The organism is Nostoc sp. CMAA1605 (genome assembly GCF_021596505.1).
Classification (GTDB): Bacteria; Cyanobacteriota; Cyanobacteriia; order Cyanobacteriales; family Nostocaceae; genus Trichormus.
This window is the reverse complement of record NZ_PJIZ01000026.1, coordinates 1-16,133: the sequence shown is the minus strand read 5'-3', so window position 1 is coordinate 16,133 and position 16,133 is coordinate 1. Positions and strand designations below refer to the sequence as shown.

At 39.5% G+C, this 16,133-nt stretch carries 15 protein-coding genes, 2 tRNA genes and 1 pseudogene; 5 read left to right on the top strand and 13 right to left on the bottom strand.

Going from position 1 to position 16,133, the window contains the following annotated elements; translation table 11 throughout:
• Positions 1-40 precede the first annotated feature (40 nt).
• Together CV014_RS11650 and CV014_RS11645 are read left to right on the top strand one after the other, a co-directional pair.
• On the top strand, positions 41-235 hold the full coding sequence (locus CV014_RS11650; protein ID WP_103139901.1) for a hypothetical protein: 195 nt from the start codon (positions 41-43) through the stop codon (positions 233-235).
• 92 nt (positions 236-327) lie between these two features.
• Positions 328-400, top strand: a tRNA-Ala gene (locus CV014_RS11645).
• Between the two features lie 112 nt (positions 401-512).
• Here the strand turns inward: CV014_RS11645 and CV014_RS11640 are convergent.
• The 3 genes and pseudogenes from CV014_RS11640 to CV014_RS11630 all read right to left on the bottom strand — a co-directional run.
• Positions 513-593 (bottom strand): annotated as a pseudogene (locus CV014_RS11640) (IS200/IS605 family transposase); the annotation flags it as partial.
• A gap of 308 nt (positions 594-901) precedes the next feature.
• Positions 902-974 (bottom strand) — tRNA-Phe (locus CV014_RS11635).
• Between the two features lie 82 nt (positions 975-1,056).
• Positions 1,057-1,920, bottom strand: a complete 864-nt coding sequence (locus CV014_RS11630) for a metal ABC transporter permease (protein WP_236142179.1) — start codon at positions 1,918-1,920, stop codon at positions 1,057-1,059.
• Between the two features lie 229 nt (positions 1,921-2,149).
• On the opposite strand from CV014_RS11630, the gene CV014_RS11625 reads away from it, so the two are divergent.
• On the top strand, positions 2,150-2,416 hold the full coding sequence (locus tag CV014_RS11625) for an ArsR/SmtB family transcription factor (RefSeq protein WP_442946904.1): 267 nt from the start codon (positions 2,150-2,152) through the stop codon (positions 2,414-2,416).
• Here CV014_RS11625 and CV014_RS11620 read toward each other — a convergent pair.
• Positions 2,413-3,183, bottom strand: a complete 771-nt coding sequence (locus tag CV014_RS11620) for a metal ABC transporter ATP-binding protein (RefSeq protein ID WP_236142177.1) — start codon at positions 3,181-3,183, stop codon at positions 2,413-2,415. The two genes, CV014_RS11625 and CV014_RS11620, sit on opposite strands and share 4 nt — an antisense overlap.
• Positions 3,184-3,300: 117 nt before the next feature.
• On the bottom strand, positions 3,301-4,308 hold the full coding sequence (locus CV014_RS11615) for a metal ABC transporter substrate-binding protein (RefSeq protein ID WP_236142176.1): 1,008 nt from the start codon (positions 4,306-4,308) through the stop codon (positions 3,301-3,303).
• Positions 4,309-4,646: 338 nt separating this feature from the next.
• Between CV014_RS11615 and CV014_RS11610 the strand changes: the two genes are divergently transcribed.
• Positions 4,647-6,242: an iron uptake porin gene (locus CV014_RS11610; protein ID WP_236142175.1), complete on the top strand. Its 1,596-nt coding sequence runs from the start codon at positions 4,647-4,649 to the stop codon at positions 6,240-6,242.
• Between the two features lie 399 nt (positions 6,243-6,641).
• Here CV014_RS11610 and CV014_RS11605 read toward each other — a convergent pair whose 3' ends face one another.
• The 8 genes from CV014_RS11605 to CV014_RS11570 all read right to left on the bottom strand — a co-directional run bounded on the left by CV014_RS11605 (position 6,642) and on the right by CV014_RS11570 (position 15,749).
• Positions 6,642-9,071: a PAS domain-containing sensor histidine kinase gene (locus tag CV014_RS11605; protein WP_236142174.1), complete on the bottom strand. Its 2,430-nt coding sequence runs from the start codon at positions 9,069-9,071 to the stop codon at positions 6,642-6,644.
• Positions 9,072-9,887: 816 nt separating this feature from the next.
• Complete coding sequence (locus tag CV014_RS11600; RefSeq protein WP_236142173.1) at positions 9,888-10,787, bottom strand: MBL fold metallo-hydrolase; 900 nt, start codon at positions 10,785-10,787, stop codon at positions 9,888-9,890.
• A 10-nt stretch (positions 10,788-10,797) separates the two neighbouring features.
• Positions 10,798-11,181 carry an aspartate 1-decarboxylase gene (gene panD, locus CV014_RS11595; RefSeq protein ID WP_103138868.1) on the bottom strand — a complete coding sequence of 128 codons (384 nt, stop codon included), beginning with the start codon at positions 11,179-11,181 and terminating at the stop codon, positions 10,798-10,800.
• A gap of 167 nt (positions 11,182-11,348) precedes the next feature.
• Positions 11,349-11,861 carry an inorganic diphosphatase gene (locus tag CV014_RS11590; RefSeq protein WP_236142172.1) on the bottom strand — a complete coding sequence of 171 codons (513 nt, stop codon included), beginning with the start codon at positions 11,859-11,861 and terminating at the stop codon, positions 11,349-11,351.
• A 336-nt stretch (positions 11,862-12,197) separates the two neighbouring features.
• Positions 12,198-12,383, bottom strand: a complete 186-nt coding sequence (locus CV014_RS11585; RefSeq protein ID WP_236142171.1) for a hypothetical protein — start codon at positions 12,381-12,383, stop codon at positions 12,198-12,200.
• 778 nt (positions 12,384-13,161) lie between these two features.
• Positions 13,162-14,133: a DUF362 domain-containing protein gene (locus CV014_RS11580; protein ID WP_236142170.1), complete on the bottom strand. Its 972-nt coding sequence runs from the start codon at positions 14,131-14,133 to the stop codon at positions 13,162-13,164.
• Entirely contained in the window at positions 14,121-14,333 is a 213-nt protein-coding gene (locus CV014_RS11575; RefSeq protein ID WP_236142169.1) for a hypothetical protein, read from the bottom strand. Before CV014_RS11575 ends, CV014_RS11580 begins: the two co-directional genes overlap by 13 nt.
• Positions 14,334-14,336: 3 nt before the next feature.
• The gene (locus CV014_RS11570; protein WP_236142168.1) at positions 14,337-15,749 is read right to left on the bottom strand and encodes an aspartate ammonia-lyase; all 1,413 of its coding nucleotides are present in this window, start codon (positions 15,747-15,749) and stop codon (positions 14,337-14,339) included.
• A gap of 167 nt (positions 15,750-15,916) precedes the next feature.
• Between CV014_RS11570 and CV014_RS11565 the strand changes: the two genes are divergently transcribed.
• Positions 15,917-16,133 (top strand): Uma2 family endonuclease (locus tag CV014_RS11565; RefSeq protein WP_236142167.1); only part of this gene is annotated, 217 nt, incomplete at its 3' end.

Below are 16,133 nucleotides of genomic sequence, written 5' to 3'. Positions count from 1 at the left end.
GTTAGGATTGATTTACAAATATTAACTAATATTAAGAAATATGTTGATTCCTATTTTGTTATTTGATGTGGCTCTGGTGGCATGGTCACTACACCTGATGGAGAAAGCAGTAGAAAACAAAGAATTTTCCCTTATGCTAGCGGGTACACTAGTTGCCCTCGCCGCCGCCGCTATGTTAGTAGTCTATTTTCTCATGGGACATTGCATGAGTTACTTGTTGCAAGTGAACTATTAACTATAATCGAATAACCTTGAGCTATGTTCATATTTCACCTAAATACTTGACATTATATTCAGTCACAAGTTATGCTAATTTACGCGAATTAAGGGGTTATAGCTCAGTTGGTAGAGCACTTCAATGGCATTGAAGGGGTCAGCGGTTCGACTCCGCTTAGCTCCATTTTTACCTTAAAAGCTTACGAGTCGTGAAGCGTAAATCCCCCGTCATTAATGCGGGGAATATTAAGTGAACAGGATGAATAAATTCATCCGTGATGTGGTTCATTGATATACTATAAGACTTTCTGAGTGCTAACCTTTCCTGTAGTGTCAAACATATACGAATGCGTCCACAAACTAGGGAGCTTCATTAGCATTGCTGCTAAATATTGCTTAACCTTATCAAAATCAAAAGACTGAGTTCTATAGGAATCATATTTGAGATAATAATAGAGGCATAACCTTTAAATGCCAGCCCTGTAGGATTTTTAGAATAGATTTAAAAGGTGTAAACACTCTTCTACCTTATCGCTTGTACACCCAATTTACACCACTTTTTGGTCTAAAGGTATTCAAAAATATCCAATATTTAGCTCAAAAATAGAACATTAGTTCTATTTTTATTAGGGGTTAGAAATTTAAAAACCCTTGAGAACATTGGTTTTCAAGGATTTTATAGATATGCCAGGAACCAGACTTGAACTGGTGACACGAGGATTTTCAGTCCTCTGCTCTACCGACTGAGCTATCCCGGCTTGGCGTTTTTCTTAGCCACGATTAATAAATGTAGCAAACAAAAAATGATTTGGCAAGGGGTTTAAGAAAGAAAAATCATTTTTATTTATGGAATAGCTTCATCAAGCTGAACACAGCCATGAATAAGATAAACTGAACCAGCACGATACTAGGGCCAGAACCCAGGTTAAAAGCTCCAGACACCAGAATCCCTGCTAGGCTGCTAGTTGCGCCCATGATTGTGGATAAAATTAAAAAACTACTAAAGTGGTGACTCACTAATTTAGCTGTAGAAGCCGGAATGACTAAAAAGGCGTTGACCAGTAAAATACCCACAGCTTTAATAGCCACAGCTACAGCTAGTGCTAAAAGCACCACAAATCCATAACGGTAAAACGGAACTGCAATACCTTGCACTTTCGCTACATCTGAGTTCAGCGTTAGTAAGATTTGCTGTCGCAAGGTGGACAATAGAAAAATGCCGCTAGCTATGAGTATGATGATTGTTAGTATCAGGTCAGTAGTATCAATAGCTAAAATATCGCCGAATAAGACGTTCATTAAGTTACCTCGATAACCTTTAATGAGGCTGGTCAGCATCACACCGATCGCTAATGCGCCAGAAAGCACTATACTGAGGACGCTATCACTAGCTAAATCGGTCTGATCAATCAGATAAAGGACAATGACTCCAAAGGCTAAGGTAAAAGGTAATAATGTCCAAGTGGGATTGATCTGTAGCAGTACCCCCAAGACTATACCTACCAATGCAGCATGACCAACCGCATGGCTGAAAAATGATAACTGACGCAAAATCACAAAACTACCTAGCAAACCTCCCATTATCCCCATGAGAATAGCACCGGCGATCGCACGCTGCATAAATGGGAATTGCAACAAATTGATTAAATCTCCACCCGTGGCCAACAATAACCAGTGGTGATTGCCATCATATATGAGAGCCATAATATTAGTTTTTACGATTTTTAAAATTATAAATAAAGTATATAATTGTTATTGTTTACAGAATTAATTATCTAAGTTCTTATTATTGAAACTCCAATATCATCTCCTATATAAAATTCCACACCAAGCACCTACAATGCTCCCATCAAATGCTAACTTATCCCTAATTGACAACCAAATTGATCAATCCATAGCGACTGAGATTTTGACAATAGAAAAATCTCAACGCATGGCAGATTTCTTCAGTTTTTTAGGAGATGCTAACAGATTGCGAATTCTCTCTTTTTTGGCAACAAAAGAGTTTTGCGTCAGCGAGTTGGCAGCATTATTAGAAATGAGTGAATCGGCGGTTTCTCATCAGTTGCGGAATTTACGAGCTATGCGTTTAGTAAGTTATCGCAAACAAGGACGTAATGTATTTTATCGCCTACACGATAACCATATTTTTCATCTTTATCAGGCCGTGGCTGAACATTTGGATGAAAAAGATGATTAATGATGGTGTTGGTAGCGGCTAAATCCTGGCCCGTAGGTAGCTAACAGATTTTGGGGTGAAAGAGCGATTTCTGGTTGTCCGGTACAAACAACGGTTTGGTTCAGACAAAGGACGCGATCGCAGTGGTGACTGACCATATCAATATCATGAGAAACTTGCAAAACCGTCCAACCTTCTTCTTGTTTTAATTCATGTAGCAAAGCATAAAAATCCGCCGTACCTTGCATATCTACACCGGCAAAAGCTTCATCTAAAATCAACAATTTCCGAGGAATCACTAAACAATAAGACAGTAATACACGTTTTAGTTGACCGCCACTCAGCGTTCCAATAGCTTGATTTCGCAGTTGATAAACATCTGTTCTTCTTAAAGCTTCAGCCACAGCTAAGGACTTTTCCTGGCTTTGCATCTTTAATTGAGAGAACAAGGAGTATCGGTTCTGCACTTTCGCTACCCATCCTAAACCCACCAACTCCTTAACGGAAATCGGAAAACTGCGATCAAAGATGAAATTTTGTGGCATATAGCCTATAAGATGGCGTAAACTTCCCAACTTATTTAGAGGAAAACCGAATATTTCAATACTTCCCGTTCTGTGAGGCATCAAATCTAGCACAGCTTTAACTAATGTACTTTTCCCGGCTCCATTGGGGCCAACTATAGCCGTATTAGTTCCTGCTATTAACTCAAAGGAAACATCCCTCACAGCTAAATAATTCCCTTGATATACAGTTAGTCCCTCAACTTTTAAAATAGGCGATGTCATAATTAGTCATTAGTCATTAGTCATTAGTCATTAGTCATTAGTCATTGGACATTAAAAATAAGATTCTCCCCTGTCCACCTTGTCTACCTTGCTTCCCCCTGCCCCCTGCCCCCTATCCTATTTACAGGCTGTCTCTAGGGTTTGTAAGTTAGTTCTCATAGCCTTAAAGTAATACTGCGGGTCTTGTTCTCCAGTTTCTATCGAATCTAATGTTTGCACGCCTAGTTTTAGGTCTTGAGCTAGACTAGTGAGCAATTTATTATCTACTCCAGGTTCGCTAAATAAGGCTTTAACACTATACTTTTTGACTGTTTTGACAGTATTCTGCACATCCGCAGGAGAAAGTTGATCTTCAGGAATCTGTACTACGGCTACTTGTTTAAGGTTATAACGTTGCGCTAAATATGGATAAGCGTCATGAAAAGTTATAAAGGTGCAGTTAGGCGTTTTCTGTAGTGTCTGTTGAAAGTCACTATTTAATTTATCTAATTCTTGAATGTAAGCACTGGCATTAGCTTCATATTTATCTTTGTTAGCTGGATCAGCTGCTATTAAGCCATCCCGAATATTGGTGATTTGTTGCTTTACTAGTATAGGGTCTAACCATACATGAGGATTACCTTCTGCATGGTCATGATCATGGTCGTGGTCTGTTTCACCTTTTGTGGCTTTCTCCACAGGGGAAATTTCATTTAATGGCTTGATTCCTGCACTAGCATCTATTTGCTTTAACTGAGAATTTTGGGCATTTTTGATAGTGTCTGTTAAAAATTCCTCGATTCCCAAACCATTTTTAACTAACACATCTGCTGTAGCGATCGCTTTTACATTATCTGGTGTGGCTTGATAATCATGTACTTCTGTCCCTGGAGACACCAGAATACTTACATCTGCTGCGTCCCCGGCCACAGCCTTGGTAAATAGGTAAACAGGTAAAAATGTTGTGACAACTTTAATTTTTTTTTGCTGCGCTACAGGTGTAGATACCGCCTCTTTAGCTTGTGGTGAAGATGATGCTGATGTGTCTTCTGTACTACTAGACTGGTTACAACCTACTGTCAATGACAACATCAGCAAAGCTGCTAAGGATAAAATTCTATTTCTTGTAATGTTTGCTTTCCCCATCTGAACTGTTCCCTCCGCAACTATGCTGATGTTGTTTCAGTTTATATATAAGTTTTAATGATGAGAATCAGTTTATGTTATCTATAATAATAATTCTCATTCTCATTCTCATTTTTAGGATAACATGACTCTGCAAAGGCCAAGAAAAAATATTGTTACAGTATGACTACTTAACCTTGACATAATCAAAAATTTATAAATTCTTGACTTCTACTGTTACAAAATCTGCGACCTACTGGTAATATTTTGAGAATCGTTTTTCAGAGACAACAGGCTCACAAAAGCTTGGTATTTGGTGTGGCCAAGAGAGTAAAAGCCTAATTAAGTGTGAGGAAAAGATGTCAAAAATGTGGAAGTATCTACTAGCTAGCCCAGTATTTTGCGGCACAGTCTTATTTTTTGGGACTTCTGCCTTAGCAGGTGAAACACCTGTACCATCAGAAATGAGTGAGCCAGCAAATGCAGCTCCCATCGTCAAAGCTGATGCGTCTTCTCAAAATCAGGTAATGTCACAAGTTACCTCTGTATCACAATTATCAGACGTACAGCCTACAGACTGGGCATTTCAAGCATTACAATCATTAGTAGAACGATATGGTTGTATTGCAGGTTATCCTAACGGCACATATCGCGGTGAGCGTGCGATGACACGGTATGAATTCGCCGCCGGGTTAAATGCTTGTTTGGATAGAGTTAATGAATTAATAGCCACCGCTACGGCTGATTTAGTCACAAAAGAAGATTTGGCGACATTGCAAAAACTCCAAGAAGAGTTTTCCGCAGAATTAGCGACACTCAGAGGTAGAGTAGACGCATTAGAAGCACGTACATCTGAATTAGAAGCTAATCAATTTTCCACCACAACCAAATTACAAGGACAAGTTGTTACCGTAATTAGTGATGTACTGTCTGGCGATCGCGTCAATGGTGCAGATATCACAGATAGTAATACCACTTTAGGATACAGAGCGCGTCTAGAGTTGGTAACTAGCTTCACTGGTAAAGATACCTTGTTTACCAGAATCCAAGCTAACAATATCGCTAGTCCCAACATTAACACCACAGAAGGCAGACTATTTTTTGCCAATGCCGAACCAAGCAATGATGCTGTCATCGACACCGTTTGGTATAAATTCCCTCTAGGTGAAAAGACACAAGTAATTGCCATTGGGACTGGTGGTGCAGCAGATGACTTGACTAGCACTGTCAACTTGTTTGATGGTGATGGTAACTTTGGTGCTTTATCTACCTTCGGTACACGCAACCCCATTTATGGTCAAGTAGGTGGTGCAGGTATAGGGATTACCCATAACTTTAGTGATAAGTTAGCACTAAGCTTAGGTTATTTAGCTCCTACTGCGAATAGCCCAGTACAGGGATCTGGTTTATTCGATGGTGCTTATGGTGCATTAGCACAGCTCACCGTCAAACCAAGCGATCGCATTACTGTAGGATTAACATATATCAATTCCTACAAACAGCCACTACTCACAGGTAGCAACGCTGCCACCTTCCAAGATTTAGATGCAGCATTTTCCAGCAATTCCTACGGTGTGCAAGCATCCATCGGTATCACTGATAAAATCGTCTTAGGTGGTTGGGCTGGTTATACTACCAGTCGGGTTGTTACAGGTGGTGATGGTGGAGATATTGACATTTGGAACTATGCAGTCACTTTAGGCTTCCCCGACCTTGGTAAAAAAGGTAACTTAGGCGGTATTATCGTCGGTATGGAACCCAAAGTCACCGATTCTAGTGTTGCTGCGATTAGTGAAGATGATGATACATCTTTCCACGTTGAAGCATTCTACCAATATAAAGTTAGCGATAACATCACCATCACACCCGGAGTTCTCTGGCTAACTGCACCAGATCATAACGATAACAACGATTCCGTAGTCATTGGTGCATTGAGAACCACGTTTAGTTTCTAAATTTCTCGATTTCACCTCAAAAGACGCAAAGCTGTTATTTGCGTCTTTTTTTTGCTATCACAGCACAATTAATCCCAATTTAAGTCTAATTTGAATTAAAATCGGGCAATTACACAGACATTTGTAGGGACAGATTCACCAAGATCATCGTTAATTGTTCATGATCAGCTAATCTTCATTTAAATTGCATTATTTTCATACTAGCAAAAGCTGTAATACCAATTCACTAAAATTCTGATACAGATCCAAACCCAAAAACCCTTGTCAAGTCAGGATTTATCAATTGCGAATTGCGAATTGCGAATTGCGAATTGTGAATTGTGAATTGCTATAAACCCTCTCCCTTGCCCCCCGCTCCTCTGCGGCCTCAATGTGCTTTCTTATATGCTGAACAGCTGATTACTTATGAGGCTGTTCAACGGGAATTGTAATGATAAATTCTGCTCCCTGTTGAGGAGATGAAACACACTGTAACGACCCCCTGTGCTGTTCAGTAATAATTTGATAGCTAATTGACAAACCTAAACCAGTACCTTTACCCACATCTTTAGTAGTAAAAAAAGGATCAAATAACTTTTGTCTTACTTGTTCAGGAATAGCAGGGCCATTATTAACGATCCGAATCACTATTTGTTGAGCATTTAGTTGTTGAGTACAAATGTGGATTTGTGGTTGGTTATGTGTAAGTGTTCCTTTAATTAATGAGTCTTCTAAAGCATCGAGTGCATTCGTCAAAATGTTCATAAATACTTGATTTAACTGTCCGGCATAGCACTCAACTAAAGGTAAATCACCATATTCTTTGATGACCTGAATCTGCGGATGATTAGCTCTGGCTTTGAAACGATGTTCTAAAATCATCAAAGTGCTATCAATACCTTGATGAATATCTGCTGATTTTAACTCAGCTTCATCTAGGCGTGAGAAAGTACGAAGAGAAGTCACAATTTGACGAATTCGTTCGGCACCGACTTTCATAGAATCAAGCAGTTTGGGCAAGTCATTGATTAAAAAATCCAGGTCAATATCTTCAATTTCCTCTTGAATTTCCTCTTGAATTTCAACTAAGAAATTTGGGTAATGGCTGCGATAAAGTTGAAGTAAATTTAGTATTTCCTGGGTATAACTTTTGGCGTGAGTTAGATTGCCATAGATAAAATTAACTGGATTATTGATTTCATGGGCAACTCCAGCAACTAGCTGACCCAGGGAGGACATTTTTTCGCTCTGGATGAGTTGGAATTGGGTGGTTTGCAGTTCTTGGAGAGTTTGTGCTAGTTCTATTGCTTGCTGTTGAAGTTGAGCTTCAGCTTGTTTGCGAGCAGTAATATCGTTACGAATAGCTACATATTGTTGAGGTTTACCTTGAGCATCTAGCAAGGGGACAATCGTTGTATCTACCCAATAATATGTACCATCTTTGGCTCTATTTTGAACTTCTCCGTTCCAAACTTTTCCTTGGCCAATAGTTGACCACATCTCTTTAAAGAAGGCTTGAGAGTGATAATCAGAATTAACAATTTTATGAGTTTTTCCAATTAACTCCTCTGGCTGGTACTGTGAGATTTGACAGAACTTATCATTGACATATTCAATAATTCCTAAATTATTAGTTACAGCAACAATAGATGATTGGTCTAAAGCAAATTTGATATCTGCCACTTCTTTAAGAGATTTTTGCAGAGCGATTTCCGCTTGTTTGCGTTCGGTAATATCGTTACGAATAGCTACATATTGTTGAGGCTGTCCTTGAGAATTTAACAAAGGAACAATAGTTGTATCTACCCAATAATATGTACCATCTTTGGCTCTATTTTGAACTTCTCCTTTCCAAACTGTTCCTTGGCTAATAGTTGACCACATCTGTTTGAAGAAAGCTGTAGAGTGATAATTAGAATTAACAATTTTATGAGTTTTACCGATTAATTCTTCTGACTGATATTGAGAAATATGACAGAACTTATCATTAACATACTCAATAATTCCTAAATTGTTAGTCACTGCAACAATAGAGGACTGGTCTAAAGCAAATTTTATATCTGCTAATTCTTTGAGAGATTTTTGCAGAGCGATTTCTGCTTGTTGACAAGCATTAATATCTGTATGGATACCAACTAAACCGATAATATTACCAGTCGAATCTTTGATTGCATCTGCCCTTAACTCAACTTGTATTATCTGCTCTGTCGAACTTTGCATGGTGAGTTGACCACGCCATGATTGACCTCGCTTGATAGTAGTGAAGACATTGTGTGCTAGTTGAGGATTTTTGTAAACTGCGACTGGGCTACCAATAACATTGAGTTGTTCAACAGTGTAACCAAACAAATTGATAAAGGCAGGATTATAATAAATTGCCTGACCTGTAATATCAGCGATCGCAATAGCATCACTAACATTTTCCATAGCCTTGCTAATGCTTAATAAAGTTTCTTCTGCTTTTTTTTGCTCGGTCATTTCATTATTAAGTGCTTTATTGATAACTTCTAACTCGCCTGGGTTAGATAGTATTGGCACTTGAGGTATGAGATAAATTAACGTCGATGCAGTATATATGGCAATAATCGCAGTGAAAGCTTTTAAAATACCTGCAATCCAGTAATCAGGATGCCAAAGCGTCCAAATATCCATCAAGTGTCCAGTACCGTAGGCAAGGATAAAAGCACCAAATAAGAGAAAAACTCTATTGAAATGAATATCTTGACGTTGTGTAATAAGGTAAATTAGTAATAGCAAAATAGAATAATACGCCAGAGCAATAGTAGCATCAGAAATAATGTGCAGCCAAACTATTCCATGCTCATGAGCAATAAAAGTGTTTGAATTCAAGGAAGAGTTACAAAATGCCAACGCCATGCTAGATATTGATGATATTGTCCTAGATGATTTAACTTTAGTATTCCCAAATCATCACTAAAACTAAACTGGCATTTTCTAATCATTGATTTGGCAATTTAGCAGATATTACTCTTTGAGATTTGAATATAATAAAATCCACTAAAAAACTTTAAGTATTATTATATAAATGACTATTAACCTAGATATAAATCCTAATTAGGGCTTGCTAAAAAAGTCTCTTAGTGGAGGTAAGGAACTCTTAATAGGGGACAGAGAACAGCTTTACCCTGATTGTTTGCCTCCAAAAAACTGGAGATGCAAGCTTTTTAAGCCTCCTATCCCAATTCTCTTGTACTTCTTTCCGAGAAATAGCCGCGAATTGGTATAACACCCTAACCCCTATCCCAAATGGATTATCGGCTGGTAATTCTCTGAATACGTATAAGCGTTCATGCTGGAGAAATGCCCATTCGTTATAGTGTGGGTTCCTGGTGTGGTACTGATTAGCCTTCAGGTAGGGTTGCGGGAGAAGCGATCGCTTGTTCATATCGTACCTAAAAGGAAACAATATTCAAAAAAAAGACCAGCCTCCCACAGCTGGTCTAAAAATATTCATTCGCGTTGTCTTCTCAATTAGAGTGAAAGCCCTATTGCGCGTTCCCAAAGCGCAACGAGAAACTTTTCTTAACAATATTGTAACAGCCAACACAGTTTTTTTAGAAAAATTTACCAAAAAAAGATATGACTACTAAAATTCACCTCTATCTTTGAGAATATTTCAAAAAACTCTGGGGAGAGAGAAAAACATCACACGATGGATAATACCAAACCTTCAGAAGCTAGTGAAGCTTGGGGAAAGGCAGATTTAACTTCTGTTTGCACCATATCTAGAAAATCATCATGATCATCTGGATGATGATGGGAAATTACTAACTGTTTGACATCTGCCTTTTGTGCTATTTCCACCGCTACTTGCCACAGAGAATCAGCACATTCATGATCATGAGATGTGGGAGGAGTGTAGGTAGCATTAGCCACTAATAAATCTACACCCTGAACAAATTGCAGGATGTCATCGCGTTCTATTTGATCTGCGCGGTTACTTAAATCTGTAATATATGCAACACTGTAGTTTTTCCAGTTGACCCGATAGCCTATGGAACGTTGAGTTTGATTAATGATTGCTGTTTTAACGGTAACATCGTCAAGTTTAACTTCACTGTTAGGAGTGATGTTTTGGAACTGTAATTCCGACTGCATGACCTGTAGGGGGTAGGGAAAGTGGGGTTGCAGCATTTGGTCACACAGACATTGTTTGATAGACGCACCATTAGAAGCTGCTGCACCGTAAATATAAAAGCAATTTTCGGGAATAAATGCAGGTGCAAAAAAAGGAAAACCCTGAATGCGATTTGATTGAGAATTAGTAAAAAATAAATGGGCTTCTAGTGGTTCTTGCAAATGCTGCCAAGTTTTACCCAGTATGCGTAAACCTGTACCACCGTCAAAAATTAAATTTTTACCAGCTACGTGTATTTCCACACAAGCTGTGTTACCACCGTAGCGATTCGTGTTACCGTCTGGGGTAGGAATCAAACCCCTGACACCCCAAAATTTTAAGACAAAATCACCCATAATGCTAGTTGGCGAGTTGGCTGATTTTTCAGTTAGGTAGACCTGGGAACTTGACAGCTCAAGATTTGACATTTTTTTGTATTTAGACCTTATTGAGCAGGTCGTCGTAGTGGCGGACTTCCAAAATTTGGTTGTGTTCATCCACAAGGACTACAGTAGGAGTGTAACTTTTGATCTCCTCTGGCGTAAACTGCCCGTATGTCATTATAATCACGCGATCGCCGATCATGCCTAGACGGGCGGCAGCCCCATTTAGTTCAATAATTCCTGAATAGGCTGGAGCTGGTATAGCATAAGTAATGAAACGCTCGCCATTAGCACTATTCACTACTTGCACTTGCTCGTAGGGTAAAATCCCAGCCTTTTCTAACAAAATTTTATCAACGCTGATACTACCCACATAATTAATGTTCGCGCCTGTGAGGGTGCAATTGTGAATTTTTGCTAAGAGAAAGTTACGCAGCATTTCTTTTCCAGTTATGTGGCAATTGGTATACTTGGCAACAAACACAAATTCATTAGTGCTGTCAGCATCACGGGGCGTAAACCTGTGATGCTAACAGCACTCATCAAGCAATCAGTTCTGGAGACTCTCTACTTTTTACTTTAGTCTGACCCAATAACGATTGCCCACTATCCCTTATAAGCTCTGATAGATTTGTCTACTAGAGCTGCAACCTTGTCCACATCCTGCCAACCGAGAATTTCAGTGACTTTCTTTTCTAAATTTTTGTAACTGCGGAAGAATTCAGCAATTTCATCCAAGCGGTGTGGTGCTACATCTCGTAGGGATTTGACTTGGCTGTAACGTGGATCTTTGTCTGGTACACACAGAATTTTCTCATCGCGATCGCCACCATCCACCATTTCTAAAAAACCAATTGGTCTAGCAGGAATGATACAACCAGGAAAGGTGGGTTCATCCATAATCACCATACCATCTAGGGGATCGCCATCTTCCGCTAGTGTGTTAGGGATAAAGCCATAGTCATAGGGATACTTGACTGAAGAATATAGCACCCGGTCTAGAGCAAAGGCTTGCAGGTCTTTGTCAAACTCGTATTTGTTTTTACTACCGCCAGCAATCTCAATTAAAACATTGATGACACCGGGTTTTGGCTGGGCTGGAATACGGGATAAGTCCACAAGAAATTCCTCTTTTGTATTTCACTCAAAATTTATTGGGGACATACTCCCCGTGTAAAATTTTATGGCCAAGATGGACATTCTTCCCAAGTATTATTTTGAACTACATTAGTTTTTGATAGTAAAAAGCGTCGCCATATCTTGACAGCGACGCTTTTTACTAACTTTTTCTCCCTAATCAGGGATTTCCCCATTCGTAATGTCAAATTCTAAAGGTTTGAGCTAATAATGCAGATTTAGCTCAAAGTCGTATATACAGGAGTGCTGCTAAATCAAAATTTTTCTCCATATGCTTGAAACTGCTGGCTGGTGAAATTTCATAATTGATGATTTTGCTTATTGTTCACCTGCTGGTAGTTCATAAGTTATGGGTTGTTGACTTGTTGGAACATTGGTGGAATAGTAGGCAATGACAAACACAGGTAGTGTTAGGGTGACTACAGCTATTAATGTTCCCACGAAATCTGCCAAGCGATGGGAATACGTGTCGGGAGGTTTGGCAGACTGACTATCTGAATTCATACAGAATTGGAGTTACTCGCAATTAATGATGGTTTTGCTCTCTAGTAGAGAGTCTCGATCCTATTTTAGCTACTTTCTATTGTCAAATGTGTAGCCGTGAAAAACCTCAACCAATTAGGCAAGTGTCATAATTGAGTATTTCATCCTGGGTACGCTTGATACATAATTGCAAACCAATGTTTTCCACTTGATTGAGTGCATGATATGTCACATCAGGTTAAATTTAGGTTAACAAAATCATTCAATGGGCGGAGATATGACTCTTGCAACCAATGAATTTTTTACCTGAATTTTGTTTATTAAGAAGTATTTTATCATTTCCAAAAGCTTTGTCTAAGCTATTTTTATCGATTTGGCTGGTTATTTACACTGGTGTGTTAACCGAAATTATGCTGAAATTAATATCGTTTTTGATTCATCAGAACATATAAAGACGCAGTTTCTCATACTAGTATAAGAAACAGGCTAGCAGATTTCTATTCCTGAAAAATCCTACCGCAGAAATACATATAAATTACTGATTTTTGCCATTGCCCATTCAGTAATCACACGAAAAATGATATCTATATTCTCAATTAATAAATTTCAGTAATCTTACTTTAAATTTAGTCAACTGATATATAAGTATGTAAATCTTGACTAATGACTAATTGGAAAAAACCGCCACTAAAGGGCGGTCTAGTTAAGCAATCGGAGGGTAATCTATAGACTAACCTCCTGATTGCAAGATTGCTGTAGCAGGTTTTGCACTCGCTTTTGAGGGAATGCTCACGATAAACTACTGTCTACCATAGGCACTCATTGGTTCTTTGATAAACCGAATATATAAATGTTTAAAAGTAGACTTAATTACTCTCGGCATGGCAAAATCAATGGGCATTAACTGATCTGGCAATCGCCAATCTGTGATTTGGAGTAAATCAGGGTGTAAGTTGGGAAAATCAATCTCCGTCAGTTCTGGACAAACGCCTAAGCGTTGAGAAGCAGCAACTGTAGGGACTTGATGCGGTGGAACATTGAGAACTTCCACCATAGCCCTATCTAGGGCAAAAACATTGGTAGCTGCGGCTAATATGCCTAAGTGCCGAGGTTCGCCACCACTGGGGCCATTACCTTCATGACCAATGATCCCATCTAGGATAGTTAAATCAGGATTAATGGCTTTGGCAGTTTCCACTAACATTTCCCCAAAGCGGTTAGCATCTTTACCCGCTTCCATATGCCACCAAGCTTTCATTTTGCCAGGAACGCAACCAAAGAGGTTTTTAACGCCCAAAGTTAAGGTTAATTGGCCATGAGATTTAACTTTAGGTAAGTTAATCACCACATCTGCTTCTATGGCTTCCTTGCTGAGTAGGAGATGATTAAAGTTCTCACTCACAGTTTGATAACGCTGTCCGTGAAACTCTACGATAGGCAGATTTAATTCTTGAATGATGGGCTGATAACCATTGGCTATAGCTACGCCTTTAGCACTACCAAAAGCGGGACTATCGCCTAAAAATGGTTTTCCACCTGCGGCGATGACCATTTGAGCAACGGCATAAACCAATTCAGGGCGAGTGGTACACTCTTTTTGAGGTCGTGAACCGGTGAGTAAATTAGGTTTAAGTAAAACGCGTTGTCCTGGCTTGACAAAAGCCGCCATTCCGCCAAAAGGTTCTAATAAGATGGTTAAAGATTCTTTTAAAGAATCCTTGGCATAAGAATTAGCCCGGATAAGGCTGACAGATGGTTTTAAATTTTGCATGGTAAATAAGTGCGAGTAAGTGATGAGTGCTGAGTAATGAGTGCTGAGTGCTGAGTGCTGAGTAATGAGTAATGAGTAATGAGTAATGAGTAATGAGTAATGAGTAATGAGTAATGAGTAATGAGTAATGAGTAATGAGTGAAGTTTTTCTTCCCCAGTCCCCAGTCCCCAGTCCCCATTCCCCAGTCCCCATTCCCCATCCCCTATTCCCCATTCCCCACAATCATGCTCATCTGTTCTAGATTTAACACAGTAGCTAAGTCAGCTTCACTCATCAGCCCTTTTTCTAAGACTATCTGTCTTAAAGATTTGCCTGTTTCTAGGGATTCTTTGGCGACGGCGGCGGCGTTTAAGTAACCGATATGGGTGTTGAGGGCGGTAACTAAGGCTAAACTGCCTTCAGCGTAGGCTAAACAACGTTCTTTGTTGGCGGTAATTCCCTCAATACAACGTTCTGTGAGGGCGGCGATAGTATTACCGAGAATTTCTGCACTGTGAATCAGGTTATAGGCAATTAACGGCATCATCACATTTAATTCTAATTGTCCGGCTTGGGCAGCAAGAGCGATCGCATTGTCGTAACCCATGACTTGAAAACATACCATTGATGTCATCTCTGCCATGACGGGGTTATATTTCCCTGGCATAATCGATGAACCTGGTTGTACTGGGGGTAGTTGAATTTCTTTTAAACCGGTTTTTGGCCCTGAATCCATGAGGCGCAAATCGTGGGATATTTTAGCTAAATCTTGGGCTAGGTTTCTTAATGCACCGGAAACATTCACAAACGCGCCCATACTCTGCATTGCAGCCATGAGATGGGGCGCAGGTTGCAAAGGAAGATTGAGTAATTCTGAGAGGACTTCTACCACGCGGAAACGATATTGGGGGTGGGTATTTAATCCTGTTCCTGCTGCACTTCCGCCTAAACCTAATACCATTAAGTCCCCAGAGGCGGCGTAGAGGCGGTTTTGATGTTCGGAAAGGATTTGCGCCCAAGCCCGGAAGTTTTCGCCTAAACGTACAGGTACAGCATCTTGGAGGTGGGTTCTGCCAGATTTAACGATATCTTGAAATTCTACAGCTTTGGTTTCTAAGGCAGCGATCGCTGTTTCTAATGCTGGGTGCAATGTCCTTTGCAGTGCTAACAAGCCACCAATGCGAATCGCTGTCGGAATCACATCGTTGGTAGACTGTCCATAGTTGACATGATCGTTCGGACTCACCCGTTTGTAATTTCCCTTTTCATCACCGAGAATTTCTAAAGCCCGGTTAGATAAGACTTCATTAACATTCATGTGGTGAGAAGTTCCAGCACCGGCTTGATAAACATCTACCACAAATTGATCACGAAATTTACCCGCTAGAATTTCATCGGTGGCTTGTACAATTGCTTGACTAACATCTTGGGGAATACAACCAAGTTCACCGTTGACAATTGCTGTAGCTTTTTTAATTAATAGACAAGCATCTACGTAAGTAGGTAATGGTTTAAGTCCGCTAATCGGGAAGTTTTCGATAGCTCGTAGAGTTTGAATACCGTAATAAACATTACTCTGGATTTGGCGATCGCCCATTGAATCGCGCTCGATGCGAAAATCTGTATTGTCGCTCATATTATTGTTTAGATGATCTCAAAATACAGATCATGCCATGCAAATACACAAAAAAACTTGATTATTCTCAAGATATTATGTTTCTTGAAGAGAATAACTCAGACAACATGGCACACTAAAATAAGAATGATGACTACTAGTAATTAATAACTGAACCAGAAAATATTATGATTAAAACACCAACGCGCAAGATATCTTTAGAAGAATTCTTGCAATTACCAGAAACAGAACCAGCCAGCGAATATATCGATGGTGAAATCATTCAAAAACCTATGCCTCAAGGTAAACACAGTAGACTTCAAGGCGAATTAGTCACTACAATTAATGGTGTAGTCAAAGCAAATAAAACTGCTCTAGCTTTCCCAGAATTACGTTGTGCATTTG

What these genes read in the sequence shown, in the direction of transcription:
- panD (WP_103138868.1), bottom strand. Translation starts at nt 11,181, where the DNA reads ATGCTGCGTAACTTTCTCTTAGCAAAAATTCACAATTGCACCCTCACA.
- CV014_RS11650 (WP_103139901.1), top strand. Translation starts at nt 41, where the DNA reads ATGTTGATTCCTATTTTGTTATTTGATGTGGCTCTGGTGGCATGGTCA.
- CV014_RS11610 (WP_236142175.1), top strand. Translation starts at nt 4,647, where the DNA reads ATGTCAAAAATGTGGAAGTATCTACTAGCTAGCCCAGTATTTTGCGGC.
- CV014_RS11570 (WP_236142168.1), bottom strand. Translation starts at nt 15,749, where the DNA reads ATGAGCGACAATACAGATTTTCGCATCGAGCGCGATTCAATGGGCGAT.
- CV014_RS11585 (WP_236142171.1), bottom strand. Translation starts at nt 12,383, where the DNA reads ATGAATTCAGATAGTCAGTCTGCCAAACCTCCCGACACGTATTCCCAT.
- CV014_RS11630 (WP_236142179.1), bottom strand. Translation starts at nt 1,920, where the DNA reads ATGGCTCTCATATATGATGGCAATCACCACTGGTTATTGTTGGCCACG.
- CV014_RS11575 (WP_236142169.1), bottom strand. Translation starts at nt 14,333, where the DNA reads ATGGGGAATGGGGACTGGGGAATGGGGACTGGGGACTGGGGACTGGGG.
- CV014_RS11615 (WP_236142176.1), bottom strand. Translation starts at nt 4,308, where the DNA reads ATGGGGAAAGCAAACATTACAAGAAATAGAATTTTATCCTTAGCAGCT.
- CV014_RS11580 (WP_236142170.1), bottom strand. Translation starts at nt 14,133, where the DNA reads ATGCAAAATTTAAAACCATCTGTCAGCCTTATCCGGGCTAATTCTTAT.
- CV014_RS11625 (WP_442946904.1), top strand. Translation starts at nt 2,150, where the DNA reads ATGGCAGATTTCTTCAGTTTTTTAGGAGATGCTAACAGATTGCGAATT.
- CV014_RS11600 (WP_236142173.1), bottom strand. Translation starts at nt 10,787, where the DNA reads ATGTCAAATCTTGAGCTGTCAAGTTCCCAGGTCTACCTAACTGAAAAA.
- CV014_RS11620 (WP_236142177.1), bottom strand. Translation starts at nt 3,183, where the DNA reads ATGACATCGCCTATTTTAAAAGTTGAGGGACTAACTGTATATCAAGGG.